General features: G+C 59.0%; 23 protein-coding genes. 15 read left to right on the top strand and 8 right to left on the bottom strand.

Going from position 1 to position 24,524, the window contains the following annotated elements; translation table 11 throughout:
* Position 1: 1 nt before the first annotated feature.
* Positions 2 to 316, bottom strand: a complete 315-nt coding sequence (locus ACP7BE_RS08270; RefSeq protein WP_095026082.1) for a DUF883 family protein — start codon at positions 314 to 316, stop codon at positions 2 to 4.
* 142 nt (positions 317 to 458) lie between these two features.
* Positions 459 to 2,192 (bottom strand): cation:proton antiporter, encoded by a 1,734-nt coding sequence (locus ACP7BE_RS08265; RefSeq protein ID WP_095002227.1) that lies wholly within the window; start codon positions 2,190 to 2,192, stop codon positions 459 to 461.
* A 209-nt stretch (positions 2,193 to 2,401) separates the two neighbouring features.
* On the opposite strand from ACP7BE_RS08265, the gene ACP7BE_RS08260 reads away from it, so the two are divergent.
* Positions 2,402 to 2,638, top strand: a complete 237-nt coding sequence (locus ACP7BE_RS08260) for a glutaredoxin family protein (protein ID WP_095002226.1) — start codon at positions 2,402 to 2,404, stop codon at positions 2,636 to 2,638.
* A 42-nt stretch (positions 2,639 to 2,680) separates the two neighbouring features.
* Complete coding sequence (locus ACP7BE_RS08255; protein ID WP_426105497.1) at positions 2,681 to 3,571, top strand: pseudouridine synthase; 891 nt, start codon at positions 2,681 to 2,683, stop codon at positions 3,569 to 3,571.
* A 48-nt stretch (positions 3,572 to 3,619) separates the two neighbouring features.
* On the opposite strand, the gene ACP7BE_RS08250 is transcribed toward ACP7BE_RS08255, so the two are convergent.
* Positions 3,620 to 3,841 carry a YgdI/YgdR family lipoprotein gene (locus ACP7BE_RS08250; RefSeq protein WP_095002224.1) on the bottom strand — a complete coding sequence of 74 codons (222 nt, stop codon included), beginning with the start codon at positions 3,839 to 3,841 and terminating at the stop codon, positions 3,620 to 3,622.
* Between the two features lie 104 nt (positions 3,842 to 3,945).
* Positions 3,946 to 4,515, bottom strand: coding sequence for a molybdenum cofactor guanylyltransferase MobA (gene mobA, locus ACP7BE_RS08245; protein WP_095032171.1), 570 nt, complete (start codon positions 4,513 to 4,515; stop codon positions 3,946 to 3,948).
* 78 nt (positions 4,516 to 4,593) lie between these two features.
* Between mobA and moaB the strand changes: the two genes are divergently transcribed.
* Complete coding sequence (moaB, locus tag ACP7BE_RS08240; protein ID WP_095002222.1) at positions 4,594 to 5,133, top strand: molybdenum cofactor biosynthesis protein B; 540 nt, start codon at positions 4,594 to 4,596, stop codon at positions 5,131 to 5,133.
* Entirely contained in the window at positions 5,117 to 6,343 is a 1,227-nt protein-coding gene (gene glp / locus ACP7BE_RS08235) for a gephyrin-like molybdotransferase Glp (protein ID WP_426105494.1), read from the top strand. The genes moaB and glp overlap by 17 nt, the downstream gene beginning before the upstream one ends.
* 83 nt (positions 6,344 to 6,426) lie before the next feature.
* Here glp and ACP7BE_RS08230 read toward each other — a convergent pair whose 3' ends face one another.
* Complete coding sequence (locus tag ACP7BE_RS08230; protein WP_426105492.1) at positions 6,427 to 7,869, bottom strand: mannose-1-phosphate guanylyltransferase/mannose-6-phosphate isomerase; 1,443 nt, start codon at positions 7,867 to 7,869, stop codon at positions 6,427 to 6,429.
* Between the two features lie 157 nt (positions 7,870 to 8,026).
* Here ACP7BE_RS08230 and yegS point away from each other — a divergent pair, with 157 nt between their 5' ends.
* The 3 genes from yegS to ACP7BE_RS08215 all read left to right on the top strand — a co-directional run bounded on the left by yegS (position 8,027) and on the right by ACP7BE_RS08215 (position 10,826).
* A complete protein-coding gene (gene yegS / locus ACP7BE_RS08225) occupies positions 8,027 to 8,938 on the top strand; it encodes a lipid kinase YegS (RefSeq protein WP_095002219.1) in 912 nt (303 codons plus the stop codon).
* 75 nt (positions 8,939 to 9,013) lie between these two features.
* Complete coding sequence (locus ACP7BE_RS08220) at positions 9,014 to 9,949, top strand: chemotaxis protein CheV (RefSeq protein ID WP_095019373.1); 936 nt, start codon at positions 9,014 to 9,016, stop codon at positions 9,947 to 9,949.
* Between the two features lie 70 nt (positions 9,950 to 10,019).
* Positions 10,020 to 10,826, top strand: a complete 807-nt coding sequence (locus ACP7BE_RS08215; RefSeq protein WP_095020295.1) for an MOSC domain-containing protein — start codon at positions 10,020 to 10,022, stop codon at positions 10,824 to 10,826.
* A 53-nt stretch (positions 10,827 to 10,879) separates the two neighbouring features.
* Here the strand turns inward: ACP7BE_RS08215 and ACP7BE_RS08210 are convergent, their stop codons facing one another.
* Positions 10,880 to 12,808 (bottom strand): transglycosylase SLT domain-containing protein, encoded by a 1,929-nt coding sequence (locus ACP7BE_RS08210; RefSeq protein WP_095019371.1) that lies wholly within the window; start codon positions 12,806 to 12,808, stop codon positions 10,880 to 10,882.
* Between the two features lie 215 nt (positions 12,809 to 13,023).
* On the opposite strand from ACP7BE_RS08210, the gene ACP7BE_RS08205 reads away from it, so the two are divergent.
* The gene (locus ACP7BE_RS08205; protein ID WP_426105489.1) at positions 13,024 to 14,940 is read left to right on the top strand and encodes an ATP-binding cassette domain-containing protein; all 1,917 of its coding nucleotides are present in this window, start codon (positions 13,024 to 13,026) and stop codon (positions 14,938 to 14,940) included.
* A gap of 76 nt (positions 14,941 to 15,016) precedes the next feature.
* Here the strand turns inward: ACP7BE_RS08205 and ACP7BE_RS08200 are convergent, their stop codons facing one another.
* Positions 15,017 to 15,457: a universal stress protein gene (locus ACP7BE_RS08200; protein ID WP_016780044.1), complete on the bottom strand. Its 441-nt coding sequence runs from the start codon at positions 15,455 to 15,457 to the stop codon at positions 15,017 to 15,019.
* 103 nt (positions 15,458 to 15,560) lie between these two features.
* On the opposite strand from ACP7BE_RS08200, the gene ACP7BE_RS08195 reads away from it, so the two are divergent.
* From ACP7BE_RS08195 to ACP7BE_RS08165, 7 genes are all read left to right on the top strand, one after another.
* Entirely contained in the window at positions 15,561 to 15,998 is a 438-nt protein-coding gene (locus ACP7BE_RS08195; RefSeq protein WP_088379313.1) for a hypothetical protein, read from the top strand.
* Positions 15,999 to 16,404: 406 nt separating this feature from the next.
* On the top strand, positions 16,405 to 18,552 hold the full coding sequence (gene fadB / locus ACP7BE_RS08190) for a fatty acid oxidation complex subunit alpha FadB (RefSeq protein WP_426105486.1): 2,148 nt from the start codon (positions 16,405 to 16,407) through the stop codon (positions 18,550 to 18,552).
* Positions 18,553 to 18,579: 27 nt separating this feature from the next.
* Positions 18,580 to 19,755, top strand: coding sequence for an acetyl-CoA C-acyltransferase FadA (gene fadA / locus ACP7BE_RS08185; RefSeq protein WP_095002214.1), 1,176 nt, complete (start codon positions 18,580 to 18,582; stop codon positions 19,753 to 19,755).
* Between the two features lie 87 nt (positions 19,756 to 19,842).
* A complete protein-coding gene (locus ACP7BE_RS08180) occupies positions 19,843 to 20,079 on the top strand; it encodes a DUF1653 domain-containing protein (protein ID WP_095002213.1) in 237 nt (78 codons plus the stop codon).
* Between the two features lie 114 nt (positions 20,080 to 20,193).
* Positions 20,194 to 22,821 (top strand): type I DNA topoisomerase, encoded by a 2,628-nt coding sequence (topA, locus tag ACP7BE_RS08175; RefSeq protein WP_095019369.1) that lies wholly within the window; start codon positions 20,194 to 20,196, stop codon positions 22,819 to 22,821.
* A gap of 280 nt (positions 22,822 to 23,101) precedes the next feature.
* Positions 23,102 to 23,623 carry a DUF6586 family protein gene (locus tag ACP7BE_RS08170; RefSeq protein WP_095023994.1) on the top strand — a complete coding sequence of 174 codons (522 nt, stop codon included), beginning with the start codon at positions 23,102 to 23,104 and terminating at the stop codon, positions 23,621 to 23,623.
* Between the two features lie 118 nt (positions 23,624 to 23,741).
* A complete protein-coding gene (locus tag ACP7BE_RS08165; RefSeq protein WP_003446620.1) occupies positions 23,742 to 23,975 on the top strand; it encodes a hypothetical protein in 234 nt (77 codons plus the stop codon).
* Between the two features lie 69 nt (positions 23,976 to 24,044).
* Here ACP7BE_RS08165 and sulA read toward each other — a convergent pair whose 3' ends face one another.
* The gene (gene sulA, locus ACP7BE_RS08160; protein ID WP_426105483.1) at positions 24,045 to 24,518 is read right to left on the bottom strand and encodes an SOS-induced cell division inhibitor SulA; all 474 of its coding nucleotides are present in this window, start codon (positions 24,516 to 24,518) and stop codon (positions 24,045 to 24,047) included.
* Positions 24,519 to 24,524: the final 6 nt, after the last annotated feature.

The raw sequence follows: 24,524 nt of genomic DNA, 5'->3' as shown, positions 1-24,524 counted from the left end.
ATCAGCGCCGGGTTGCCAGCAGGCCCAGAACAAAGCCGATACCGGCCGCGATGCCCACAGACTGCCAAGGGTTAGCCTGCACATAATCTTCGGTGGCCACCACAGCCGCCTGACTGCGGTCTTTCAACGATTCCTTGGTTTCTTCCAGGGTTGCGCGGGCCTTCAACAGGCTGTCTTTTATCTGGGCGCGCAGTTCTTCAGCCTGGTCACCGGCCAGGGACGCGGTGTGTTCCAGCAGCTTTTCGGCATCGAGTACCAGCGTCTGGAAATCGGCCATCAGGATTTCTTGAGCATTCTTTGCTGTTTTACGGGCCATGATTCACTCCATTAGTGGCTTGATAATCGTTCGAGTGTAGGCCTTCGGTGAAGGTTCACTCGTTTCCTTGGCATTGCTTACGCGGTTGGATGGGCAATGCCAGAGATGTCTTTTGTGTACAGAGGCAAAACCTTACCTTAAATCAGTCGTTTTCGCGGGGGATTGCAGCTTCCCGCGCGTCTTCGCTTTCAAAACAGCCTTCGAGCAGGTGATAGCGGTCATGGCGTACCTGGTCGACCCGGCGTTGCACGATTTTTTCTGACAGGCCCAGCAAAATCAAGGCATGGGAGGCGAGCATCAGGCTCGATTCGAGCAATTCCGGTACCACTTCAGTTGCCCCGGCGGCCTTCAGCTCGGTGAGCTGGCTGTCATCGCGGGTCCTGACCAGGATAGGCACTTCGAGGGTAATCAGCCGGGCTTCCTTGAGTACGCTCATGGCCACCTCGGTGTTGTCCACGGCAATCACCAGCAGTCGCGCACGATCCAGGCCTACAGCGCGCAGCAGATCACCCCGGCGGGCGTCACCGTAGTGCACGCAGCTGTCCGCTTTAGCTGCTTCCTCAATGCGATCGGGGTCGTAGTCCAGCGCGACAAAGTCCTTGTGTTCGCTGCGCAGGAAACGGCCAATGGACTGGCCCACGCGGCCATAGCCGCACATCACCACGTGCCCGTGCAGTTCGGCGTTTTGGCTGGCGATTTCTTCCAGCTCCGCCTCTTCATAGGATTGCCGGTGCAGGCTGGCTGCGATAAGTGGCGCGGCGCGCAGCAGCAGGGGTGTCAGCAGCATCGAGCAGAACGTGGCGGCCAGCAGATAGGCAGCCATATCCGCCGGGATCAGCGAGTTGCTCTGCATCTGCGCCATCAGGGCAAAGCAGAACTCACCGCCCTGGGCCAGGGCCAGGCCACTGCGCCAGGCGGTTTCTCCGTCGCTGCCACGCAACTTGACCAGAATCGCGACCACGGCACCCTTGATCAGCATCAGGACCAGGGTCAGGCCTAAAATCAGGAAACCGTGGTGAATGAAAAGCTGCAGGTCGATCAGCATGCCGATGCTGACGAAAAACAGACCCAGCAGAATGTCCCGGAAAGGTCGGATATCGGCTTCAATCTGATGTCGATAGTGGCTTTCACCCAGTAGCATGCCGGCCAGGAAGGCGCCGAGCGCAGGGGACAGGCCCAGCAGGTGGGTGAGCCAGGCGGTGAGCAGCACGATCACCAGCGCCAGCAACACAAACAGCTCTGCCGAGCGCGACGCGGCCACCTCGTGGAACAGGCGCGGCAGCAGGAAGCGACTGGCAAACAGCAGCCCCAGAAACAGGATCACAGTCTTGCCCAAGGTAACCGGCAAGGCCCAATACCAGGCCTGGTCGCTGCTGCCGGCGAACACCGGCACCAGGGTCAGCAACAGTACCGCAACCACGTCCTGAAACAGCAGTACGCCAATGGCATTCTGCCCGTGACGGCTGAAGATTTCCCCCAGGCTAGTCAGCTCTTTACTTACGATCGCCGTGGATGACAGGGCGAGTCCGGCACCGAGCAGGAACGCGCCGTTAAGGCTCATGCCAAAGGCATACAGCAGGCCGCCCAGCGCCACTGCCGAACACAGCACTTGCAGGCTGCCCAGGCCAAATACCACCCGACGCAGCTTGAGCATCTTGGGCAGCGAGAACTCCAGCCCCAGGGAAAACAGCAAAAACACCACTCCAAGCTCTGCCAGGTCAGGCAGGTCGGGGCTGTCATTGATCCAGTCGAGGGCGGTGGGACCTACAAACAGGCCGACACACAGGTAACCCAGCACCGGCGGCAGCTTCAGGCGCCGGAACAGGGCAATGACCACCAGTGACGAGGCAAGGATGATTAACAGATTGGCAAACACGAAAGGCTTCCTTGGCAGGTCGGGAAAAAGGTCGCGAGCATCCGGCAAATACGAAGGTCTGTCGCTGATGTGGGTCAAGCGTAGTCGCAAGCAGGGGAATAGAGCGATTGTATTGGCAAATCAGGCATACGGCTGCGGGTATCTGCTACGGGTCGACGTCACCGGGCCAGGCTCTTAAGATAAACACTTTATTTCTAAGGTCGTTATTTATGCCTCCCGAATGCCAATTGTTCGGCACCCTGGGTTGTCACCTGTGTGAACTGGCCGAAGCGGTTTTAATGCCCTTGGTCGAGCATGGGTTGATGGTCGAGCTGGTCGATATTGCTGACAGCGACTCGTTGTTTGAAAGCTACGGCTTGCGTATTCCGGTATTGCGCCGGGTCGATACGGGCCAGGAGTTGGGCTGGCCGTTTGATACTGCGCAGGTGGTCAATTTTCTTGGATAAACCTGCATAATCACCGGCTGCATTTTCCGCTCGAGACCCTTTATGTCGTCCCAGCCTTTCATCGCCGCCGAGCATCAAGCCAGTACCTTGCACCTGCCGCCAGGCAGATGGTTGACGGTGCTCGACTGCCTGAGTGAACACTTCAGTGCCATCAGCCGCGAACAGTGGCTTGACCGTATCGCCCGTGGCCGGGTGCTGGATGCCGACGGTGCGCCTATCAGCCCGCAGCTGGCGTACCGGGAAGGCCTGCGCATTCATTACTTTCGCGAAGTGCCCAACGAAACGCCCATTCCGGTGCAGGAAACCATCCTGTATGCCGATGAGCATCTGGTGGTGGCGGACAAGCCGCACTTCCTGCCGGTGACCCCGGGCGGTGAGTATGTCGAGCAAACACTGCTGCGGCGCTTGATCCGCACCCTGGGCAACCCCCATCTGGTGCCCCTGCACCGTATCGACCGGCACACGGCGGGCCTCGTGCTGTTTTCTGCCAATCCGGACACTCGTTCGGCGTATCAGTCGTTGTTTCCCACGCGCAAGATCGACAAACGCTATGAGGCCATTGCTCGCGCATTGCCTGAACTTGAGCTGCCGCTGGTGCATAAAAGCCGCCTGGTGGAGGGAGAGCCTTTTTTCCGCATGAAAGAAGGGCCGGGCGTCAGCAATACCGAGACCCTGGTCGACGTTTGTGAGAAAAACGGTGAGTTGTGGCGTTATGCGTTGTACCCCGTCACCGGGAAAAAGCATCAGTTGCGGGTGCATATGGCGGCGCTGGGGGCAGGGATATGCAATGACCCGTTCTACCCGGAAGTGATCAGGGACGCTGTCGATGACTACGCCGAGCCGCTGAAACTGCTGGCCCAGAGTTTGCGCTTTGTTGATCCGCTCACGGGAGAAGCACGCTTTTTCGAGAGCAGGATTCATCTGGACTGGTAAAACAAAACCCGCACAAGGCGGGTTTTGTTTTAAGACCAGAGAGCGGTATTACAGCTCTTTAACGGTACGAATCTGGTCTTTGTTGATGCGGGTTTCTTTACCGTCCAGTTGCTTGAACTGGTAGAAGCCTGAGTCGTCATCGTATTTTGGCGCGTCGACAGTCTGGATTTCGCGACCGTCGTTCAGGGTGATCACCGAAGGCGAGGAGCAGCCGGCAAGGGCGGCCATGCCAGCAGCGAGCATCAGGGCGGCGAGAGTCCGGTGAGTCATTGTGTATCTCCAACAAGTGAATGTGCTGTTAATGATTACTGTCCTTGAGACGTATACATCGTCTGCAAGTTCCATTGCTAGCCCCAGGCAGACACTGGCGCGGATTATTTCAGCCAGTCCGGGGTATTGAAATTGGCCAGCCGCGGGTCATTTTCGGCGCATTGCCAGGCCCGTGCATTGAGCTGGAGCATGATTTTGCGCGGGCTGCGTTCACCTGCCTGCCAGGCTGCCTCGAATGCATCTTTCAGGGCTGTGGGGATCACGCACAACAGCGGTTCCCAGTGCTCCCCGTGGCGCACCATCAGCGGCTGATCGGGATGTTGAGCGGCTGCGTCCAGCAGGGCATCGAGCAACCCGCGGTCGATTTTCGGTACATCGCAGGGCAACACCAGCAAGTGTGAGTGGCGGGCCACGGCCAGCCCGGCGCGGATCCCCGCCAACGGCCCGGCAAAGTCATCATTGCCATCACTGACCAGTTGATCGGCCAGGCGGGTGTACTGTTCGTGGTTGCGATTGCACGAAATGATCAGGTCATCGGTCAGCGGGCGGGTGACGCGCTGGGCATACGCGATCAGCGGCTGACCCTGCCATCTCACCAGCCCCTTGTCCTGACCGCCCATGCGCTGGCCACGGCCACCTGCCAGCAGCAAGATGGAGCATTGAAACCGGTTCATATGGAACTCCGCGCAACCAGGCAAAAGAAGCGCTGTGATATAACACCGGGCTGTTTCTCCTACAACTGGACCTCGTCTATGAAAGCCAAGGTTGATGCACCTTTCGTACCTTTGAATATCGCCGTTCTTACCGTCAGTGACACTCGAACCCTGGAAACGGACACTTCGGGTCAGGTTTTTGTCGATCGCCTGCGTGATGCCGGGCACAACCTGGCGGCACGGGTGTTGCTCAAGGATGACCTGTATAAAATCCGCGCCCAGGTCGCCACCTGGATCGCCGACGATGGGGTGCAGGTGGTGCTGATTACCGGCGGCACAGGTTTTACTGCACGCGACAGCACGCCAGAAGCCGTCAGTTGTCTGCTGGACAAGCAAGTAGATGGCTTTGGTGAACTGTTCCGCCAGATCTCCGTGGCCGATATCGGCACTTCGACCGTGCAGTCCCGTGCTCTTGCCGGCTTGGCCAACGGTACGCTGGTGTGCTGCCTGCCGGGTTCGACCAACGCTGTACGCACCGGTTGGGACGGGATATTGGCCGAGCAACTGGATTCCCGTCATCGCCCCTGCAACTTCGTCGCCCACTTGAAGCAGGCGCCGGCCTGTGAAACCCGTGGATAAGCCGGGTCGAACCGGCGCGCTGATGCCCGTCGAGGTGGCACTTGAGCGTTTGCTGGCACTGGCTGAGTCGGCGCCGATCCTTGACACCGAATCGGTTCCGGTGGGCGCAGGTGATGGCCGCGTACTGGCCCACGACTTGATTGCAAGCCTTGATCTTCCACCTTGGCCCAACAGTGCAATGGACGGTTATGCGTTGAACCTGGGCGACTGGTCCGGGGAACCGCTAACCGTTAGCCAGCGAATTTTTGCCGGTACTGCCCCGGAGCCACTGGCGCCAGGCACCTGTGCAAGAATTTTTACTGGTGCCCCGGTACCTGCGGGCGCGGACTGCGTCGAAATGCAGGAAAATACTGTGGTGCAGGCCGACGGACGAGTGGTATTTACTCATGCCTTGCGTGCAGGTCAGAACATTCGTCCTAAAGGGCAGGAAACCACCATTGGTGAGGTAGTCCTTACTGCGGGGACGCGCTTGGGGCCGATCGAGCAGGGGCTGGCAGCATCCCTGGGCTGCGCCGAGCTGCGAGTCATGCGACGGGTCAAGGTGGCGGTGTTATCCACTGGCGATGAACTGATCGAGCCCGGGCAGCCGTTGGGCCCGGGGCAAATCTACAACAGCAACCGCATAGTGCTGTGCAGCTGGTTAGCGCGCATGGGCTGTGAAGTGGTCGATGGGGGGATTCTGCCTGATGACTTGCCCGCCACCCGCCAGCGGTTGGGTGAGTTGGGAACGGTTGACCTGATTTTATCCACCGGCGGAGTGTCGGTCGGTGAGGCAGACTTTTTGGGCATTGCGTTGCGCGAAGAGGGCGAGCTGGCGCTGTGGAAGTTGGCAATCAAGCCGGGCAAACCCCTGACCTGCGGGCATTTTCGCGGTGTGCCGGTGATCGGCCTGCCAGGTAACCCTGCCTCGACTCTGGTGACGTTCGCGTTGCTGGCACGGCCTTATCTGCTGCGCCTGCAAGGCGTGCAGGCTGTCGAACCGCTGAAGTTCCAGGTGCCTGCAGGATTTGTCTGGCCCAAGCCGGGCAATCGTCGCGAGTACCTGCGCGGGCGTTTGGAGCAAGGGCGTGCGGTGATTTACAAAAACCAGAGTTCAGGCGTGTTGCGCAGCGCGGCATGGGCTGAAGGGCTGGTGGAAGTCCTTGAGGATTGCACCCTGGCCGAAGGCGACCGGGTGGGGTTTATCCCGTTGAGTGAAGTGCTGGGCTAGCACTGTTGCGTCACCCGTGGGAGCGGGCTTGCTCGCGATTGCGGGTGATCGCCATCGCGAGCAAGCCCGCTCCCACAATGATCTCAGACAGGCGCGCGCCCATAGATATCAGTCAGGCGCACGATGTCGTCTTCGCCCACATACTCGCCGCTTTGCACTTCGATCATGACCAGTTCAGCCTCCCCGGTGTTGCCCAGCCGGTGTGGGCTGCCGGGTTTGATAAAGGTGGACTCGTTGGTTTCGAGGGTGAAGTCCAGGCCATCATTGTTCACATCGGCCCTGCCACTGACCACAATCCAGTGTTCGCTGCGCCGTTGGTGCACCTGCAGGGACAGCGCGGCTCCGGGCTTGACCACGATGCGTTTGATCTTGAACCCCGGACCTTCCTCCAGCACGGTGTAGGTGCCCCACGGGCGGGTGACAGTGCGGTGCAGGCGATAGGCGTCGTGGCCCTGGAGTCTGAGTGTTCGGGCGATGTGCCTGACGTCCTGGCTGCGTCGGGCGTCGGCCACGAGCAGAGCATCCGGCGTATCGATAATGATCAGGTCGTTTAGTCCGACCCCGCCCACCATCCGTTTCGGCGAGTCGATGTAGCAGTTGTGTACATCGTGCAGTACGTTTTCGCCAGTACACTGGTTGCCATTGGCGTCGGCCGGGGTCAGCTCGCGCACCGCCTGCCATGAGCCTATGTCACTCCAGCCCAGCTGGCAGGGCACCACGGCAACTTTTTGCGAGCGCTCCATCACGGCGTAGTCTATGGAGATATCGGGCACCAGGGCGAAACTCGGGCTGTCCAGTTCGAGGTGGCGTTGTTGTTTGCCCTCAAACATCTGGCTGTGATCGAGGCAGTGGGTCACGGCATCCAGTACCAGAGGCGCATGGGCCCTGAATTCTTGCAGTACGCTGTCGGCGCGCATGCAGAACATGCCGCTGTTCCACAGATGCAGGCCGCCGTCGAGGTAGCCCTGGGCCGTTTTGGTGTCCGGTTTTTCAACAAACTGCGCCACTTCAAAGCCATCCTGGTTCAGCTTCTGGCCTTTTTCTATATAACCAAAGCCGATTTCGGCCCGGGTTGGCAGTATGCCAAAGGTCACCAGCCAGCCCTCGTCGGCCAGTTTGCGGGCGTTGTCGACGGCCCGGCCGAAGGCGGCAATATCGGTGATCAGATGGTCGGCGGGGAGCACCAGCAACTGCGTATCACCGCCGTAGCGCTGCGCAATCTGCAAGGCGGCTGCGGCAATCGCCGGGGCAGTATTGCGGCCAAATGGCTCGAGGATAAAGTCCAGCTCGATGTCGTCCATGTTCTGTGCGCGGTAATCATCAAGGGTGCGAAAAAACACCTCCCTGTTGGTTACGGTCAGCAACGGGCCAACGTCACGCAGGCCGGATGCGCGGGCAAAGGTCTTTTGCAGCAGGCTCTGACCATCGGGCAGGCACATAAAGGGCTTGGGCATGGCCTCGCGCGACACTGGCCATAGCCGGGTGCCAGCGCCACCGGCGATGATGCAGGGAACCAGTGTGCTCATACAGAACGCCTCTAGAATCATTGGACAACTTACAGGGGTTGAAGTCTGACCGGTTCTGCGCTTTTGATCGAGCCGTGAAGGTTAAATCACGGGTGCATGGGCCTTTTCGGTCTGGCTGTTGTCCAAGCAATCAGACCGTTATGTCGAGGGATGGAATATGAGTGCAGGTAAGGCTTTTTTGATTTTGCACGGCAAGCAGGCGCTCAACGAAGACGTGCGCGCTGCCGTTGAGCAGCAGCGGGCGGCGGGGTGGGAACTGGCGGTGCGGCTGACCTGGGAGGCCGGGGATGCGCAGCGTCTGGTACGCGAGGCGCTGGAGGGCGGCTACACCCGGCTGATTGCCGGTGGCGGCGATGGCACTTTGCGTGATATTTGCGAGGCGATGGCACTGGCCGATACCGAGGCCAGTCTGGTGCTGTTGCCGTTGGGCACCGCCAATGACTTTGCCCGGGCGGCCGGTGTGTCCCTGGAGCCCGCTCAAGCCCTGGCCTTGCTCGATGTGCCAGCCTGTCCCATCGATCTGGGTGAAGTCGACGGCCAGTTGTTTTTGAACATGGCCACCGGTGGCTTTGGTAGCCAGGTCACGGCCAATACCTCCGAAGACCTGAAAAAGGTACTGGGCGGCGCGGCCTATCTGTTTACCGGGCTGTCGCGCTTTACTGAGCTGCACGCGGCCTATGCCGAGCTACAGGGGCCGGACTTTCACTGGCAAGGCGAGTTGCTGGCGCTGGGCATCGGCAACGGTCGTCAGGCCGGGGGCGGGCAAGTCCTGTGCCCTGAGGCGCTGGTCGATGATGGCTTGCTGGATATCAGCATTTTGCCAGCACCCACGGAAATCGTCGGTACGCTCAAGAGCCTGATGACCGAAGGCTGGGGGCTGGATAACCTGTTTGTCCGCGCGCGTTTGCCCTGGGTCGAGATCAAGGCCGCCGAAGGGCTGGCGATCAACCTCGATGGTGAGCCGCTTGCGGGCGATGCGATGCGCTTTGCCGTGCGCAAGGGTGCTTTGAAGGTCCACTTGCCCCAGGGGTCGCCTTTGCTGGGCCAGTCAGAACTGCGGGTTAGTTGATAGCTAAACGATATCAAGGTCCTGGGAATCCGGCCGATAAGGTCAGGCATCAAGTACCTACCCCAGGAGTTACTCATGGCCGGCATTCTCGACACGGTAGACCAGCGCACTCAACTGGTCGGTGAAAACCGACTGGAACTTCTCATGTTTCGTCTGGCCGGCAGGCAGTTGTTCGCGATCAACGTGTTCAAGGTGCAAGAAGTCCTGCAATTGCCAAAACTGACCTTGATGCCGCACCGCCATCCCCATGTGTGCGGCGTGGTCAACCTGCGCGGTAAAACCCTGCCGGTGATCGACCTGTCCCAGGCCATCGGCATGCGTGCGCTGGTGCCGGGCCCGGACAGCACCATTATCGTCACCGAGTACAACCGCTCGGTGCAGGCCTTCCTGGTGGGCGGGGTTGACCGTATCGTCAATATGAACTGGGAGGCCATCCTGCCTCCGCCCGCCAGTGCCGGGCGCAGTCATTACCTGACGGCCATCAGTAAGGTCGAGGAGCAATTGGTCGAGATCATCGACGTGGAAAAAGTTCTTGCCGAAATCGTGCCGTACAACGCCAAAGTCTCGCGCGAGAAGCTTGCCGATCCGATCTTCGAGCAAGTGCGCGGGCGTGAAGTGCTGCTGGTCGACGATTCCAGTGTTGCGCTGGCGCAACTGCGTGAAACGCTTTCGCAACTGGGGGTCAAGATGCATATTGCCAGCGATGGTTTGAAGGCGCTGAACATGCTCAAGGGCTGGGCCGATACCGGGCAGGTAATGACCGACAAGTTGCTGATGATCTTCACCGATGCCGAAATGCCGGAAATGGACGGTTACCGGTTGACCACTGAAATCCGTAATGACCCGCGTTTGCGCGCGCTGTATGTGGTGTTACATACCTCGTTGTCCGGCAGCTTTAACGAGTCGATGGTGAAAAAGGTCGGGTGCGACAATTTTCTGTCCAAATTCCAGCCGGACAAGCTGGTGGATGTCGTACGCCAGCGCCTGATACTGGACCAACAACCTGCTTGAAGTCCCGCACCTTTGCATCAGTGATCGGCTCGTATACTGTGGCTTTTTTAACCCCGCAGGGAGCTGAGTCATGCTGCGTCTAAGCGCGCTTTATCGTTTTCCACTTAAATCCGGCAAAGGTGAAAGCTTGCCTCTGGCCACGCTGGACAAGCTGGGGCTGGTGGGCGATCGACGCTGGATGTTGGTGGATGAAGCCAGCGGGCGGTTTCTGACCCAGCGTGCCGACCCCAAAATGAGTCAGCTGTCTGCGCTGTGGAATGTCGCCGGTGGCTTGACCTTGAATGCCGAAGGGTTCGAGGCACTGGAGGTCACAGTGCCGGATGCCGACACCGACCTGCGTGGCGTGACCATATGGCGCGACACCTTGCGTGTACCGGATGCAGGGGATGCTGCTGCTGACTGGCTAAGCCGCTTTGTAGAAAAGCCGGTGCGGCTGGTGCATGTGCCACTGCAAAGGGCGCGCACCACGGAGTCGGGCTACGGCCGGGATGATGACCAGGTTGCGTTCGCCGATGGTTATCCGCTTTTGCTGATTGGCCAGGCATCGTTGGATGATATTTCGCACAAGATCGGCCGGCCGATGGACATGCTGCGTTTTCGCCCCAACCTGGTGATCGAAGGCAGCGAAGCCTTTGCCGAAGACGGCTGGAAGCGTATCCGCATCGGCGATGTCGAGTTCCGCGTGGTCAAGTCCTGCTCGCGCTGCATCCTCACTACTGTTGATCCGCATACAGGGGTGCGTGATGAACAGCGCGAACCGCTGGCGACCCTGATGACCTACCGCAAGCAGGAAAACGGCACCATGTTCGGTCAGAACCTGGTTAACGAGGGTAATGGCGTTCTGGAAGTCGGCATGCCGGTAACAATCCTGGAGTAGCCAAGCCCTGTAGCAGCTGCCTCGTTCCTTCGGCAGCTGCTACAGGCTACCTGTCACTGATCATCAAAATAGCGCTCATGCCAGTCCACTACAGGCTGTGGCGCATTGAGCTTTTGCCCGTAGATCACCGAATAAGACAACACGTTCTGCACGTACTGGCGGGTTTCGTCGAACGGGATGCTCTCGATCCACACGTCGAAGCCCAGGTGGTTGGCACCCTTGAGCCACTGGCGCACACGTCCCGGCCCGGCGTTGTAAGCCGCTGAAGCCAGCACCCGGTTGCCGTTGAACTGGCCATGCACCTGGCTCAGGTAAGCAGCACCCAGCTGGATGTTCTTGTCGGGGTTAAGCACTTGCTGCGGCGAGGCCAGCGGGATGCTGAATTTTCGTGCGGTCTCTTTGGCGGTGGCGGGCATCAACTGCATCAGGCCGCTGGCGCCAACGCCGGAGCGGGCGTCATCCATAAAGGCACTTTCCTGACGGGTGATGGCGAATACCCAGCTGGAGTGCAAGCCGCGGAGTTTGGCTTCGCGCACCAGAGTATCGCGGTGGGCCATCGGGAAGCGAATGTCCAGGTCATCCCAGTACTGGGCCTGGCTGATGGTGCGGATAGCCGGGAAATACCACTTGAGGTCGTAAGCCAGCTTGGCCTGGGCGACCATTTCGTCACGGCTGAACAGGCGACTGACGTAATACCACTCACGACGACCATCGACCACCTGGCCGCGGTCATGGAATTCAAGTGCGCGCTGCACGCCTGGCGTATTGCGCACTTTTTTGATCAGTTGCGGGCTGAGCACCAGCGGCCGGTTGTTGAGTTGATAAGGGGTTTGCGCCCGGTCAGCGGCCAGGAACCCGTAGAAATCACGTTCGTTGGCGACTTTTTTGAACAGGACCTGAGCTTGCGGGTTTTTGGGTTCGGCCAGTTCAAGGCTGCGGGCCTGCCAGTAGCGCCAGCGGCTGGTGGTTGCCAAGTCTTGTGGGAGTTTGCGGGTGAGCTGGTAGGCATCTTCCCAGCGGCCCAGACGCAGCAGCAGACGCAGGCGCCACTCGGTGACGGTATTGTCCCGCAGTTCGGGGTCGTACTGGGTCATGATGTCCAGGCCGCGGCTGTCGTAGCGGCGGGCGAACGTCAGGCCGATTTCCCGGGCGATGGCGACTTTTTCATCGCGGGAAAAATGCATGTTGGTGGCGTAGGTGTCGAGCAGGGACGCCGCTTTTTCCGGGTCCTGACGTGCCAGGCGGCGCAGGCCCAGGCCTACGGCGTCAGACATGGCCTCGCTGGCCGGGGCAAAACGTGACGGCTGGCTGAGCATGTCGGGTTTTTGCGCCACGTCAATCATCAGCCGGGCTTGTGGGCCAAGCGTATTGAGGCCGTTGGCGAGTTGCGTGGCCAGGGCGTAATTACGTGCTTCAGCGGCCAGTTTGACCCGCTGCCAGCGTTTTTGCTCGGTCAGCTGGCCTGCCGCGGCCCATTGGCTGAACAGGGCATCGCAGGCGGCCGGTTGCGCCTTGCCGACCATCCAGAGTTTTTCTGCGCTGGCATAACCCTCGGCCTTGCGGTTGTGTTGCAACTCATATTGGCCGTTGAGGCAGTCCAGCTCGGTGAAGTTGAGCTTGGGGTCGTAGTACTTTGCGAAAGTGGCCCAGTCGCCACGGTCTGCCAGCCAGCGCAGCCAGCGCAGTTTCATCCAGTTGGCTTGCGGCAGGTCGCCATGTGCGGCGAGAAACTGTTCGATTTCTGTGTTGCTTGCGGACTTCAGGCGTGCGGTCAACTCGTCATAGGCCAGATACGGCGTAAGCGGGTAGCTGCGCAAGGCTGCGGAATTTTGAAAGTAAGGGCCGGAATCGCCTTTGGCCAAGGCGCGCTTGGCCTGGTCGTAGAGCTGGCGTTGTTGGGTCAGGTCTGCGCCATGGGCGGCTTGCACGGCGCAGCTGGTGAGAAGCAGGCAGGATAAAAAGTTGAAGAGACGACTGCGCATGAGGCTTCCGTACTGATAAAAAACGTGACGAGCGCAGGCCGAACCTGCACTGATTATTTCGTAGCTTAGCCTTTTGCCAGCGACGCGTGAACGTCTTGGCGGCCAACCATAGCAACTTGGCACTAAATGAAGGCAAGACGGCACCGTACAAGAAATACCCGGCCGCCCGGGGGTTCAAATCAGGTAGAATGCGCGCCCAGTTTTTGGAGAAGCTCATGACCCTGCTCAAATTCAGCGATGTGTCCCTTGCTTTCGGCTCTATGCCGTTGTTGGACAAGGTGTCCTGGCAGATCGCCCGTGGAGAGCGGGTGTGCATCATCGGCCGCAACGGTACCGGCAAGTCCAGCATGATGAAGCTGGTTATAGGTGATCAAAAACCCGATGACGGCTCTGTTTGGCGCGCGCCCGGCCTCAAGATTGGCGAATTGCCGCAAGAGTTGCCGGTTGCCGACGAGCGGACTGTATTCGACGTTGTGGCCGAAGGCCTGGACGGTGTTGGCGAGTTACTGGCCCAGTACCATCACTTGAGCCAGAACATCGTCACCGATGCTGACCTGGACAAGCTGATGCACGTCCAGCAAGACCTCGAAGCCCGTGATGGCTGGCGCTTGCAGCAATTGGTGGACAGCACCCTGAGCCGCCTGCAATTGCCTGCCGACAAAACCCTGGCCGAATTGTCCGGCGGCTGGCGTCGTCGCGTCCTGCTTGCACAGGCTCTGGTTTCCGAACCGGATCTGCTGCTGCTCGACGAACCGACCAACCACCTGGATATCGGCGCAATCGCGTGGCTGGAAGAGGCCCTCAAGGACTTCCAGGGCGCGGTTCTGTTTATTACTCATGACCGTTCATTCCTGCAGAACCTGGCCACCCGGATTCTGGAGCTGGACCGTGGCGGCCTGATCGACTGGAATGGCGACTACGCCAGTTTCCTGGTGCACAAGGAAGCCACCCTGGCCGCGGAAGAAACCGCCAATGCGCTGTTCGACAAGCGTCTGGCTCAGGAAGAAGTCTGGATCCGCCAGGGCATCAAGGCCCGCCGCACCCGTAACGAAGGCCGCGTGCGCGCCCTGAAAGAACTGCGCGTAGAGCGCAGCGAACGTCGCGAGCGTACCGGCAAGGCGAATATCCAGCTGGACACGGCAGACAAGTCCGGCAAGCAAGTGATGGTGCTGGAAAACGTCAGCTTTGCTCACCCGGGTGGTCCGTTCCTGCTCAAGGACTTCTCGATGGTGCTGCAGCGCGGCGACCGTATCGGTCTGCTGGGTGCCAACGGTACCGGTAAAACCACGCTGCTCAAGCTGATGCTGGGCGGCCTGGTGCCAACTGAAGGTACGGTTGAAGAGGGCACGCGTATCGACGTGGCTTACTTCGATCAGCTGCGCCATCAGCTGGATCTGGAAAAAACCGTGATCGACAACGTGGCCGAAGGCCGCGACTTTATCGATATCGACGGCCAGAGCCGTCACGTGCTCAGCTACCTGGGTGACTTCTTGTTCAGCCCTCAGCGTGCCCGCACGCCGGTCAAGGCGCTGTCGGGTGGTGAGCGTGCGCGTCTGTTGCTGGCCAAGCTGTTCAGCAAGCCGGCCAACCTGCTGGTGCTCGATGAGCCGACCAACGACCTCGACGTTGAAACCCTGGAGCTGCTTGAGGAGGTGCTGCTGACCTTCAAGGGCACTGTGCTGATGGTCAGTCACGACCGGGCATTCCTCGATAACGTGGTGACCAGTACCCTGGTTTTCCAGGGCGAAGGCAAGGTTCGCGAGTACGTGGGCGGTTATCAGGACTGGCTGCGTCAGGGCGGTTCACCGCGCCTGCTGGGCGTGACCGAGAGCAAGTCGGGCAAAGCCGACCTCAACTCGGCCGTGGTCGAGGCTGCACCGGCACCTGTGGCTGCTCAGCCTGCTCCTGCGGCGAAAAAGAAACTCAGCTACAAGCTGCAGCGTGAGCTGGAAGCCCTGCCGGCCGATATCGACGCCAAGGAACAGGCCATTGCTGCGGTTGAAGCAGAAATGGCTGACGCTGGTTTCTATCAACTGCCTGCGGCCAAAACCGCGGAAGTGATTGCCAAGCTTGAAACATTGCAAGCCGAGCTTGAGCAGCTGGTTGAGCGCTGGGCCGAGCTGGATGCCTGATTGACCCCGTGCTGAACTGAAAAAGCCCGGCCCTTTTATAAGGGGCCGGGCTTTTTTGTGGTTGCTGCAGATAAACTCAGTCAGGTTTTTTCAGGCTGACCGCCAGCACGTCGCACGGTGCACCATGCAGTACGTCGTTGGCGGTCGAGCCCAGCAGCAGGGCGAGGCCGTGGCGGCCGTGGCTGCCAACCACGATCAGGTCGCAGTTTTGCGCTTTGGCCAGGGCATGGATTTCCTGGCGCGGCTGGCCGTAGTTCAGGTGGCAGTAGTCCTTGTGCAGCTGCGGGTATTTGGCGATCAGGCGTTCAAGGCGTTCCTTGGCCTGGTCGAATTGTTGCTGCTGCAGTTGCGAGAGATCCATTGGCACATCGCCGCCGAACGCCATCGCCATCGGTTCGACGATATGGATCAGTGACAATTTGGCGCCGTTGGCCTTGGCGCTTTCACTGGCGCGGTTGATCACGGGGTCACATTCGTCGGTCAGGTCGACGGCGACCAGGATATGTTCGTAGGGCATGTGGGGTGCTCCTGTAGATGGCGATTAATTATGAGTATGGCCCTTTTCCAGAGCCTTGGTTCAAGTCTGGGTCATGCGTTTATCAAGCAGTGAGAGTACAGATATGACGGTATGGATAGTGGTGTCAATCCTGGCACTGGTTCTGAGTCCCCTGGCGTGGTTGCGCCCGTCCCGGGGGCAAAGTGGTCGGATGGACCTGCGCATGGAGGCGCGGCGCATGGGGTTGTCCATGCAGCTGGCGCCTCAGGAGTGGCCGCACTGGCTTGAGCCGCAACCGCCCGGTTCCTGCGCGCAGTACCACCGTCCGCGCCGCAGTACTAAACCTGATGTTTGGTGCTATTGGCAATCGGCACCGGGAAAATGGCTCAATCGCTGGCAGGAAGAATGCGAGGACGAGCGCCTGCTGGCGCAGTTTCGCAAGCTGCCAGCCAATGTCTACAAGGTTGAGGCCGATAAACAAATGATTGTGCTGGTCTGGGGCGAGAAGGGCGAGGCCCAGGTGCTCAAGGCCATTGACGAGGTGCTCAAGGCGCTGGCATGACCCTTGTGGGGGCGGGCTTGCCCGCGATGGAGTCGGCGGGGTGTGGCAGACAAACCGCGGCGTCTGAATCCCGAGCAAGCCCGCTCCCACGCTTTTCACCTGCAAGGCGCCTTAATGGTTTCGGGCGCTCATAGCGCAGGTGTCTAAACTGACTGCCGGGTCGTTTTGTCATCATTGTTTTGGACAATTGACAATCGATCGCTTTTCCGTGAAGGTGTCGACACCCAAATCAAACGGGCGTATGAATTGAGTGTTTGTCGTGTCGGACGATGCTTGTTCAATCCCGATTATCGCGTTGGCGGGTGTGCCTGGCGGATTGGCAACAGCATTGACGCAAAGGTCAGTGACAGCCAGACGCTAGCTTCTGACGTGTACTGTTCAGCTTCCATATCCTGGAGATCAGTTGATGATTTACGAAGGTAAAGCCATCACGGTTACGGCTCTTGAAAGTGGCATCGTCGAACTCAAGTTCGACCTCAAGGGTGAGTCCGTCAACAAGTTCAACCGTCTAACCCTGAACGAATTGCGTCAGGCAGTAGATGCGATCAAGGCAGATGCTTCGGTCAAGGGTGTCATCGTTTCCAGCGGTAAAGACGTGTTTATCGTCGGCGCCGACATCACCGAATTCGTTGAAAACTTCAAATTGCCGGATGCCGAGCTGATTGCCGGCAACCTGGAAGCCAACAGAATCTTCAGCGATTTTGAAGACCTCAACGTACCGACCGTCGCTGCCATCAATGGCATCGCGTTGGGCGGCGGTCTGGAAATGTGCCTGGCAGCCGACTTCCGGGTCATGGCTGACAGCGCCAAGATCGGCCTGCCGGAAGTCAAGCTGGGTATCTATCCGGGCTTTGGCGGCACCGTGCGTCTGCCACGCCTGATCGGCGTTGATAACGCGGTTGAATGGATTGCCTCCGGCAAGGAAAACCGCGCAGAAGACGCTCTGAAAGTAGGTGCCGTTGATGCTGTGGTCACCGCTGACAAGCTGGGCGCAGCTGCCCTGGACCTGATCAAGCGCGCCATCAGTGGTGAGCTGGACTACAAGGCCAAGCGTCAGCCGAAGCTGGAAAAGCTCAAGCTCAACGCAATCGAACAAATGATGGCGTTCGAAACCGCCAAAGGTTTCGTGGCTGGCCAGGCCGGCCCGAACTACCCGGCCCCGGTTGAAGCGATCAAGACCATCCAGAAAGCCGCGAACTTCGGTCGTGACAAGGCGCTGGAAGTGGAAGCTGCAGGTTTTGCCAAACTGGCCAAGACCTCCGCTTCAAACTGTCTGATCGGCCTGTTCCTGAACGATCAGGAACTGAAGAAAAAAGCCAAGATCTACGACAAAATCGCCAAAGACGTGAAGCAGGCCGCCGTTCTGGGTGCAGGCATCATGGGTGGCGGTATTGCCTATCAGTCGGCCTCCAAAGGCACGCCGATCCTGATGAAGGACATCAACGAACACGGCATCGAGCAAGGGCTGGCTGAAGCCGCCAAGTTGCTGGTGGGTCGCGTTGATAAAGGTCGCATGACTCCGGCGAAAATGGCCGAAGTACTGAACGGTATTCGTCCTACTCTGTCCTACGGCGATTTCGGCAACGTCGACCTGGTGGTCGAAGCGGTAGTCGAGAACCCGAAGGTCAAGCAAGCGGTACTGGCGGAAGTGGAAAACCATGTTCGCGAAGACGCCATCCTGGCTTCCAACACTTCGACCATTTCCATCAGCCTGCTGGCCAAGGCCCTCAAGCGTCCGGAAAATTTCGTCGGCATGCACTTCTTCAACCCGGTGCACATGATGCCGCTGGTTGAAGTGATTCGTGGCGAGAAGTCCAGCGACCTGGCTGTTGCCACCACCGTTGCCTACGCCAAGAAAATGGGCAAGAACCCGATCGTGGTCAACGACTGCCCGGGCTTTTTGGTCAACCGCGTATTATTCCCGTACTTCGGCGGTTTTGCCCGTCTGGTCAGTGCCGGTGTCGACTTTGTGCGCATCGACAAAGCAATGGAAAAATTCGGCTGGCCAATGGGCCCGGCGTACCTGATGGACGTGGTCGGCATCGACACCGGCCACCACGGTCGCGACGTGATGGCTGAAGGCTTCCCGGATCGCATGAAAGACGACCGCCGCTCGGCGATCGACGCTCTGTACGAGGCCAAGCGCCTGGGTCAGAAAAACGGCAAAGGCTTCTATGCCTACGAGGCTGACAAAAAGGGCAAGCAGAAGAAAGTCGTTGATTCCAGCGTACTTGAAGTGCTCAAGCCAATTGTTTACGAGCAGCGCGACGTGACCGACGAGGACATCATCAACTGGATGATGATTCCGTTGTGTCTGGAAACCGTACGCTGCCTGGAAGACGGCATCGTTGAAACCGCAGCCGAGGCCGATATGGGTCTGGTCTACGGTATTGGCTTCCCGCTGTTCCGTGGCGGCGCACTGCGCTACATCGATTCGATCGGTGTTGCAGAGTTCGTGGCCCTGGCCGATCAGTACGCTGAACTGGGCGCGCTGTACCACCCGACTGCGAAGCTGCGTGAGATGGCCAAGAACGGCCAGAGCTTCTTCGGTTAAGCGCCCCATTAGAGTGAGAGTGAAATTATGAGCTTGAATCCTAGAGACGTGGTGATTGTAGACTTCGGTCGCACCCCGATGGGCCGCTCCAAGGGTGGCATGCACCGCAACACCCGTGCTGAAGACATGTCTGCGCACCTGATCAGCAAAGTGCTGGAGCGCAACAACAAGGTTGACCCGAGCGAAGTGGAAGACGTGATCTGGGGCTGTGTGAACCAGACCCTGGAGCAGGGCTGGAACATCGCGCGCATGGCGTCGCTGATGACCCAGATCCCGCACACCAGCGCTGCACAGACCGTAAGCCGCCTGTGCGGCTCGTCCATGAGTGCCCTGCACACGGCTGCGCAAGCGATCATGACCGGCAACGGTGACGTTTTCGTGGTTGGCGGCGTCGAGCATATGGGCCACGTGAGCATGATGCACGGCGTTGACCCTAACCCGCACATGTCGCTGTACGCGGCGAAAGCCTCGGGCATGATGGGTTTGACCGCTGAAATGCTGGGCAAGATGCACGGCATCACCCGCGAACAGCAGGACGCATTTGCAGTGCGCTCGCACCAGTTGGCGCACAAGGCGACGATTGAAGGCAAGTTCAAAGACGAAATCATCCCGATGCAGGGATATGACGAAAACGGCTTCCTGAAGATTTTCGACTACGATGAAACTATTCGTCCAGATACCACCCTGGAAAGCCTGGCGGCGTTGAAACCTGCTTTCAACCCTAAAGGCGGTACAGTGACTGCGGGCACGTCGTCGCAGATCACCGATGGTGCTTCGTGCATGATCGTGATGTCGGCTCAGCGTGCAAAAGACCTGGGCCTGGAGCCTTTGGCCGTTATCCGCTCCATGGCCGTTGCCGGTGTGGATCCTGCGATCATGGGCTATGGTCCAGTACCGGCTACGCAAAAAGCGTTGAAGCGTGCGGGCTTGAATATGGCTGATATCGACTTCATCGAGCTTAACGAAGCTTTCGCTGCACAGGCCCTGCCAGTGCTGAAAGATTTGAAAGTGCTCGACAAGATGAATGAGAAGGTTAACCTGCACGGCGGTGCCATCGCTCTGGGTCACCCGTTTGGATGTTCGGGCGCTCGTATCTCTGGCACTTTGCTCAATGTAATGAAGCAAAATGGCGGCACCTTCGGGTTGTCCACCATGTGCATTGGTCTTGGCCAGGGCATTTCCACCGTCTTCGAACGCGTCTAAGCGTTGCGATGATGGAAGCCGGGGCCTTGTGCCCCGGTTTTTGTTTTTAAGCGTTTTTATTTTTTTATTTTGCAGAGGGGCCGCAACATGCCGCTACAACCCGGGCTCTATCAACATTACAAAGGCCCTCAATATCGGGTATTCAGTGTGGCTCGCCACTCCGAAACCGAAGAGGATGTAGTGTTCTACCAAGCCCTGTATGGCGATTACGGCTTTTGGGTGCGCCCGCTGAGCATGTTCCTGGAGTCAGTCATTGTCGAGGGCGAACAGGTCCCGCGCTTTGCCCTGATTCAGGCCGAACCCAGCGTTTTTTCCCGGCCATAAGGCATGGTCGCGCAGAACCCTGTGCTTGACCTCACCTTGTAGCCACTATATATAGCGGTGCCGCGTCAGGCGCGAACCGCCTTTCACTTCTAGAATTCAGGAATTTTCTGATCCATGGGCAAATCGCTGGTCATTGTGGAATCCCCGGCTAAGGCCAAGACCATCAACAAGTACTTGGGTAACGAGTACGTGGTGAAGTCGAGTATCGGCCATATCCGAGACCTGCCCACCAGCGGTTCGGCTAGCGCCAGCAAAGAACCTGCTGCCAAGCGTGGTAAGGCTGCGGCCGGCGAGGCGCCGGCCCTGTCGCCAAAAGAGAAAGCTCAAAAGCAGCTGATCTCGCGCATGGGCGTCGATCCGGAACATGGCTGGAAAGCCAAGTACGAGATCCTCCCGGGCAAGGAAAAGGTCATCGAAGAGCTGCGCCGGCTCGCCAAGGATGCTGACACCATCTATCTCGCAACCGACTTGGATCGCGAGGGGGAAGCCATTGCCTGGCACCTGCGCGAAGCCATCGGGGGTGATGACAGCCGCTACAAGCGCGTGGTGTTCAACGAAATCACCAAAAAGGCGATTCAGGAAGCTTTTTCCAAGCCGGGTGAACTGGATATCAACCGGGTCAACGCTCAGCAGGCACGCCGTTTTCTCGACCGTGTAGTGGGTTACATGGTTTCGCCGCTGCTGTGGGCCAAGGTTGCCCGTGGCCTGTCGGCAGGCCGTGTGCAATCGGTGGCGGTGAAGCTGGTGGTGGAGCGTGAGCGCGAAATTCGTGCGTTCAACCCCGAAGAATACTGGGAAATTCACGCCGACCTTGGCACCGCCAAGGGTGCCAAGGTGCGCTTCGACGTTGCCCGCGAAAAAGGCGAGGCGTTCAAGCCGCTGAACGAAACCCAGGCCATGGCTGCCCTGGAGAAGCTCAAGGCTTCCAGCTACAGCATCGTCAAGCGTGAAGACAAACCGACCAGCAGCAAGCCGTCGGCGCCGTTTATCACGTCCACCCTGCAGCAGGCAGCGAGCAATCGCCTGGGCTACGGGGTGAAGAAAACCATGATGATGGCCCAGCGCTTGTATGAAGCGGGCTACATCACGTACATGCGTACCGACTCCACCAACCTGTCGGCCGATGCGGTCGAAATGGCACGCACCTACATTGAAGGCGAGTTCGGCGCGGACTACCTGCCGCCGGCAGCCAACGTGTACAGCAGCAAGGAAGGCGCACAGGAGGCTCACGAAGCGATCCGTCCTTCCGACGTCAACATGCACCCGAGCAAGCTGACGGGCATGGAGCGCGACGCTGAGCGCCTTTACGAGCTGATCTGGCGCCAATTCGTGGCATGCCAGATGCTGCCGGCCAAATACCTGTCGACCACCGTCACTGTGGCGGCCGGTGATTTTGAGCTGCGTGCTAAAGGTCGCATCCTCAAATTCGACGGTTACACCCGTGTGATGCCGCAAATTGCCAAGCCGGGCGACGACGATGTGCTGCCGGACATGGCCCAGGGCGATAAGCTCAAGTTGATCGAGCTTGATCCGAGCCAGCACTTCACCAAGCCACCTGCGCGTTACTCCGAGGCCAGCCTGGTAAAAGAGATGGAAAAGCGTGGCATCGGTCGTCCTTCGACCTATGCAGCGATCATCTCGACCATTCAGGATCGGGGGTACGTGGCGTTGCACAACCGCCGTTTCTACTCCGAAAAAATGGGCGATATCGTTACCGAGCGCCTGTCTGAAAGCTTCTCCGACCTGATGGACTACGGTTTTACCGCCGGCATGGAAGAGAACCTCGATGACGTTGCGCAAGGTGAGCGCGACTGGAAAAACGTGCTGGACGAGTTCTACGGCGACTTCAAGAAGAAGCTTGAAGTTGCTGCTGCGCCGGAAGGTGGCATGCGCGCCAACCAGCCAGTCATGACAGATATTCCGTGCAAGGAATGTGGTCGTCCGATGCAGATTCGTACGGCATCGACCGGCGTATTCCTGGGTTGCTCGGGCTACAGTCTGCCGCCGAAAGAACGCTGCAAGGCCACGGTCAACCTGGTGCCGGGCGATGAAATTGCCGCCGACGACGAAGGTGAATCCGAGTCGCTGGTACTGCTGGGCAAGCACCGTTGCCCGATTTGCAGCACGGCCATGGACGCTTACCTGCTGGACGAGAAGCACAAACTGCATATCTGCGGTAACAACCCGGATTGCGTTGGCTACGAGATCGAGGAAGGCAACTACCGGATCAAGGGCTACGAAGGGCCGAGCCTTGAATGCGACAAGTGCGGCAGCGAGATGCAGCTCAAAACCGGTCGTTTCGGCAAGTTCTTCGGCTGTACCAATGCCGAATGCAAAAACACCCGCAAACTGCTGAAAAGCGGTGAAGCGGCGCCGCCGAAAATGGATCCGGTGAAGATGCCGGAGCTCAAGTGCGAGAAGGTCAACGACACGTATATCCTGCGTGACGGCGCTTCGGGGTTGTTCCTGGCGGCCAGCCAGTTCCCCAAGAACCGCGAGACCCGAGCGCCGCTGGTGATTGAAATCATTCCGCACAAGGACGAGATCGATCCCAAGTACCATTTCCTGTGTGAAGCACCGAAGAAAGACCCGGATGGTCGCCCGGCGGTGATTCGCTACAGTCGCAAAACCAAAGAGCAGTACGTACAGACCGAAGTGGATGGCAAGCCGACTGGCTGGCGTGCGTTCTACGATGGCAAGAGCTGGAAGGTTGAAGACAAGCGTAAAGACAAAGACGCCTGATCCGAGCTGATAGCTGAATAAAAAACCGCGCAAGGGCTGCATGCCTTGCGCGGTTTTTTTTTGCCGGTTCCGGGCGTGGTTGTCGCCGCTGGAGCACTTTTTGTGGGAGCGGGCTTGCTCGCGATGGCATCGACACGGTATGACTGGAACACCTCAGCGCCTGCATCGCGAGCAAGCCCGCTCCCACACGTGACGTTAGGGAGCGTGGGCCTTGCGCCAGCACGCCCTGATCCCTGAGACTGCACGACCTGCCTTTACCCATCCGCTGTGGAGCGCCCGCATGGCTCACGAACTCTATACCCGCACCAATCAGAAGATCTATTTCGCCGGTCTGGCCCTGGAGGCCATGAACAAGGCGAGCGAAGGTCGGGCCATGAATGCCCAGGCGCTGGTTCAGGCCGAGCGCGAGGCGGCGGTATTCCATTTATATGGTGCCTTGCTAGGCCTGTGTCATGAAATTGCAGGCTTTTATCGCCTGTCACAAGCCAGCGCACCACGGGTTGAGTTGTTGCTCACCCGGCAGGTGCTGGACGAGAAAGCCATCCCTGAACTGGCAGAGCTGGTCGAGCTGGCTTGCGCGCCGCAAACCTGGCTGGCGCAGCTGATGGCCACCCATGCAGCGCTGTATCAGCCGCTGCAGGCGCCGAAAAAGGTCAAGGCAGATGTATTCCAGCCTTTGATCGATACGGTCAGCCTGGAGGACGAGGCGCCACATGAGCTAAGCCGCGAAACCATGGAAGAGTGGCGCCAGAATCTCAAGGCGCTGGCCATTCGGTTCCGTGATGGACTCAATGAGTGCTGAGGGTCATAAGCGAAACGGTACAGTCATTCATCAGTCTGTAGTACAAAGCGCACAGATCCTGGGAATTTCCCATAGGATGGCTGATATACTCCCACGCTTTCGTGGAGAACAAATTTATATGCCAACGTCCTTTCTAGAAATTGTCGAGTTGCCAGACGGCCGCATCGAGTTGCGCCGTGCTGAGGACGAAGGGTCTTTGGTCACGCTGAATTTTTCTGAAGATGCCAAGGCTTTTCTTCAGGGTCAGCACGTAGAGGTGGCCAAGGCCATGCTCAGCGTCGGAGTGCAAATGGCGGGTCGGCTGGCAGAAGGCGAGCTGGAAAAAGACGACGGGCCGCGCATTCTTCATTAATCGCCCCGCAACCCTGTGCCGCAGCCAGGCAAGTGCATTCTGCACTGGCCCTGTGGCAGCGTTGGTTGTTTAGCCCAGGCGAATATTCAGGCTTTGCCCGTGACCGGTGCGGGCTGCGCTGATCAACTGTTGGCGTGCAGCGCTGTTCAGCGGGTTGATCCAGCTGACAACGGTGTGGCTGCGGCCCAGGCGTAGCGCTTCGCAGGTGAGCTGCAAGGCGCTTTTATTGCCGTTGGGCTGTAGCAGCAAAATACGCTCGCGGTTCAAGCCTGCATCGCGCAGCCAGCTTTGGGTCAGGCTGGCCGGTGGAGCGATCAGGGTCAGCCAGCGGGCGTTTTGTTGCTCGCTCAGCTCGCGCAGCATGGGGGCAAGCAGGTTCAGGCAGTTTCCGGCAGCACCGCGTAGCGACAGCTCACTGAAGACTTCAGGTTCGGCGCTCCAGGGTGAATCGAGCACGTCCTTGATCGCAGGGGTCATGGGTTGTGCCATGAACGCCTCGAACAGGGTCAGTTGTGCGGGCAGCGGTGTGTGGGGGAACTGCATGACGCC

It is taken from the genome of Pseudomonas sp. TWR1-1-3 (genome assembly GCF_049896805.1).
Taxonomy (GTDB): Bacteria; Pseudomonadota; Gammaproteobacteria; order Pseudomonadales; family Pseudomonadaceae; genus Aquipseudomonas; species Aquipseudomonas bubulae.
The sequence above is the reverse complement of the archived record's forward strand: the minus strand, read 5'-3'. Positions and strand labels throughout refer to the sequence as shown.

Excerpts from the sequence above, each read along its gene's own strand:
- topA (WP_095019369.1), top strand. The coding sequence starts at position 20,194 with ATGGGCAAATCGCTGGTCATTGTGGAATCCCCGGCTAAGGCCAAGACC.
- mobA (WP_095032171.1), bottom strand. The coding sequence starts at position 4,515 with ATGAACCGGTTTCAATGCTCCATCTTGCTGCTGGCAGGTGGCCGTGGC.
- ACP7BE_RS08200 (WP_016780044.1), bottom strand. The coding sequence starts at position 15,457 with ATGCCCTACGAACATATCCTGGTCGCCGTCGACCTGACCGACGAATGT.
- ACP7BE_RS08270 (WP_095026082.1), bottom strand. The coding sequence starts at position 316 with ATGGCCCGTAAAACAGCAAAGAATGCTCAAGAAATCCTGATGGCCGAT.
- ACP7BE_RS08205 (WP_426105489.1), top strand. The coding sequence starts at position 13,024 with ATGACCCTGCTCAAATTCAGCGATGTGTCCCTTGCTTTCGGCTCTATG.
- ACP7BE_RS08220 (WP_095019373.1), top strand. The coding sequence starts at position 9,014 with ATGGCCGGCATTCTCGACACGGTAGACCAGCGCACTCAACTGGTCGGT.
- sulA (WP_426105483.1), bottom strand. The coding sequence starts at position 24,518 with ATGCAGTTCCCCCACACACCGCTGCCCGCACAACTGACCCTGTTCGAG.
- ACP7BE_RS08215 (WP_095020295.1), top strand. The coding sequence starts at position 10,020 with ATGCTGCGTCTAAGCGCGCTTTATCGTTTTCCACTTAAATCCGGCAAA.
- ACP7BE_RS08255 (WP_426105497.1), top strand. The coding sequence starts at position 2,681 with ATGTCGTCCCAGCCTTTCATCGCCGCCGAGCATCAAGCCAGTACCTTG.
- yegS (WP_095002219.1), top strand. The coding sequence starts at position 8,027 with ATGAGTGCAGGTAAGGCTTTTTTGATTTTGCACGGCAAGCAGGCGCTC.
- ACP7BE_RS08250 (WP_095002224.1), bottom strand. The coding sequence starts at position 3,841 with ATGACTCACCGGACTCTCGCCGCCCTGATGCTCGCTGCTGGCATGGCC.
- ACP7BE_RS08170 (WP_095023994.1), top strand. The coding sequence starts at position 23,102 with ATGGCTCACGAACTCTATACCCGCACCAATCAGAAGATCTATTTCGCC.
- moaB (WP_095002222.1), top strand. The coding sequence starts at position 4,594 with ATGAAAGCCAAGGTTGATGCACCTTTCGTACCTTTGAATATCGCCGTT.
- ACP7BE_RS08180 (WP_095002213.1), top strand. The coding sequence starts at position 19,843 with ATGCCGCTACAACCCGGGCTCTATCAACATTACAAAGGCCCTCAATAT.
- ACP7BE_RS08230 (WP_426105492.1), bottom strand. The coding sequence starts at position 7,869 with ATGAGCACACTGGTTCCCTGCATCATCGCCGGTGGCGCTGGCACCCGG.
- ACP7BE_RS08165 (WP_003446620.1), top strand. The coding sequence starts at position 23,742 with ATGCCAACGTCCTTTCTAGAAATTGTCGAGTTGCCAGACGGCCGCATC.
- fadB (WP_426105486.1), top strand. The coding sequence starts at position 16,405 with ATGATTTACGAAGGTAAAGCCATCACGGTTACGGCTCTTGAAAGTGGC.
- ACP7BE_RS08210 (WP_095019371.1), bottom strand. The coding sequence starts at position 12,808 with ATGCGCAGTCGTCTCTTCAACTTTTTATCCTGCCTGCTTCTCACCAGC.
- fadA (WP_095002214.1), top strand. The coding sequence starts at position 18,580 with ATGAGCTTGAATCCTAGAGACGTGGTGATTGTAGACTTCGGTCGCACC.
- ACP7BE_RS08195 (WP_088379313.1), top strand. The coding sequence starts at position 15,561 with ATGACGGTATGGATAGTGGTGTCAATCCTGGCACTGGTTCTGAGTCCC.
- ACP7BE_RS08260 (WP_095002226.1), top strand. The coding sequence starts at position 2,402 with ATGCCTCCCGAATGCCAATTGTTCGGCACCCTGGGTTGTCACCTGTGT.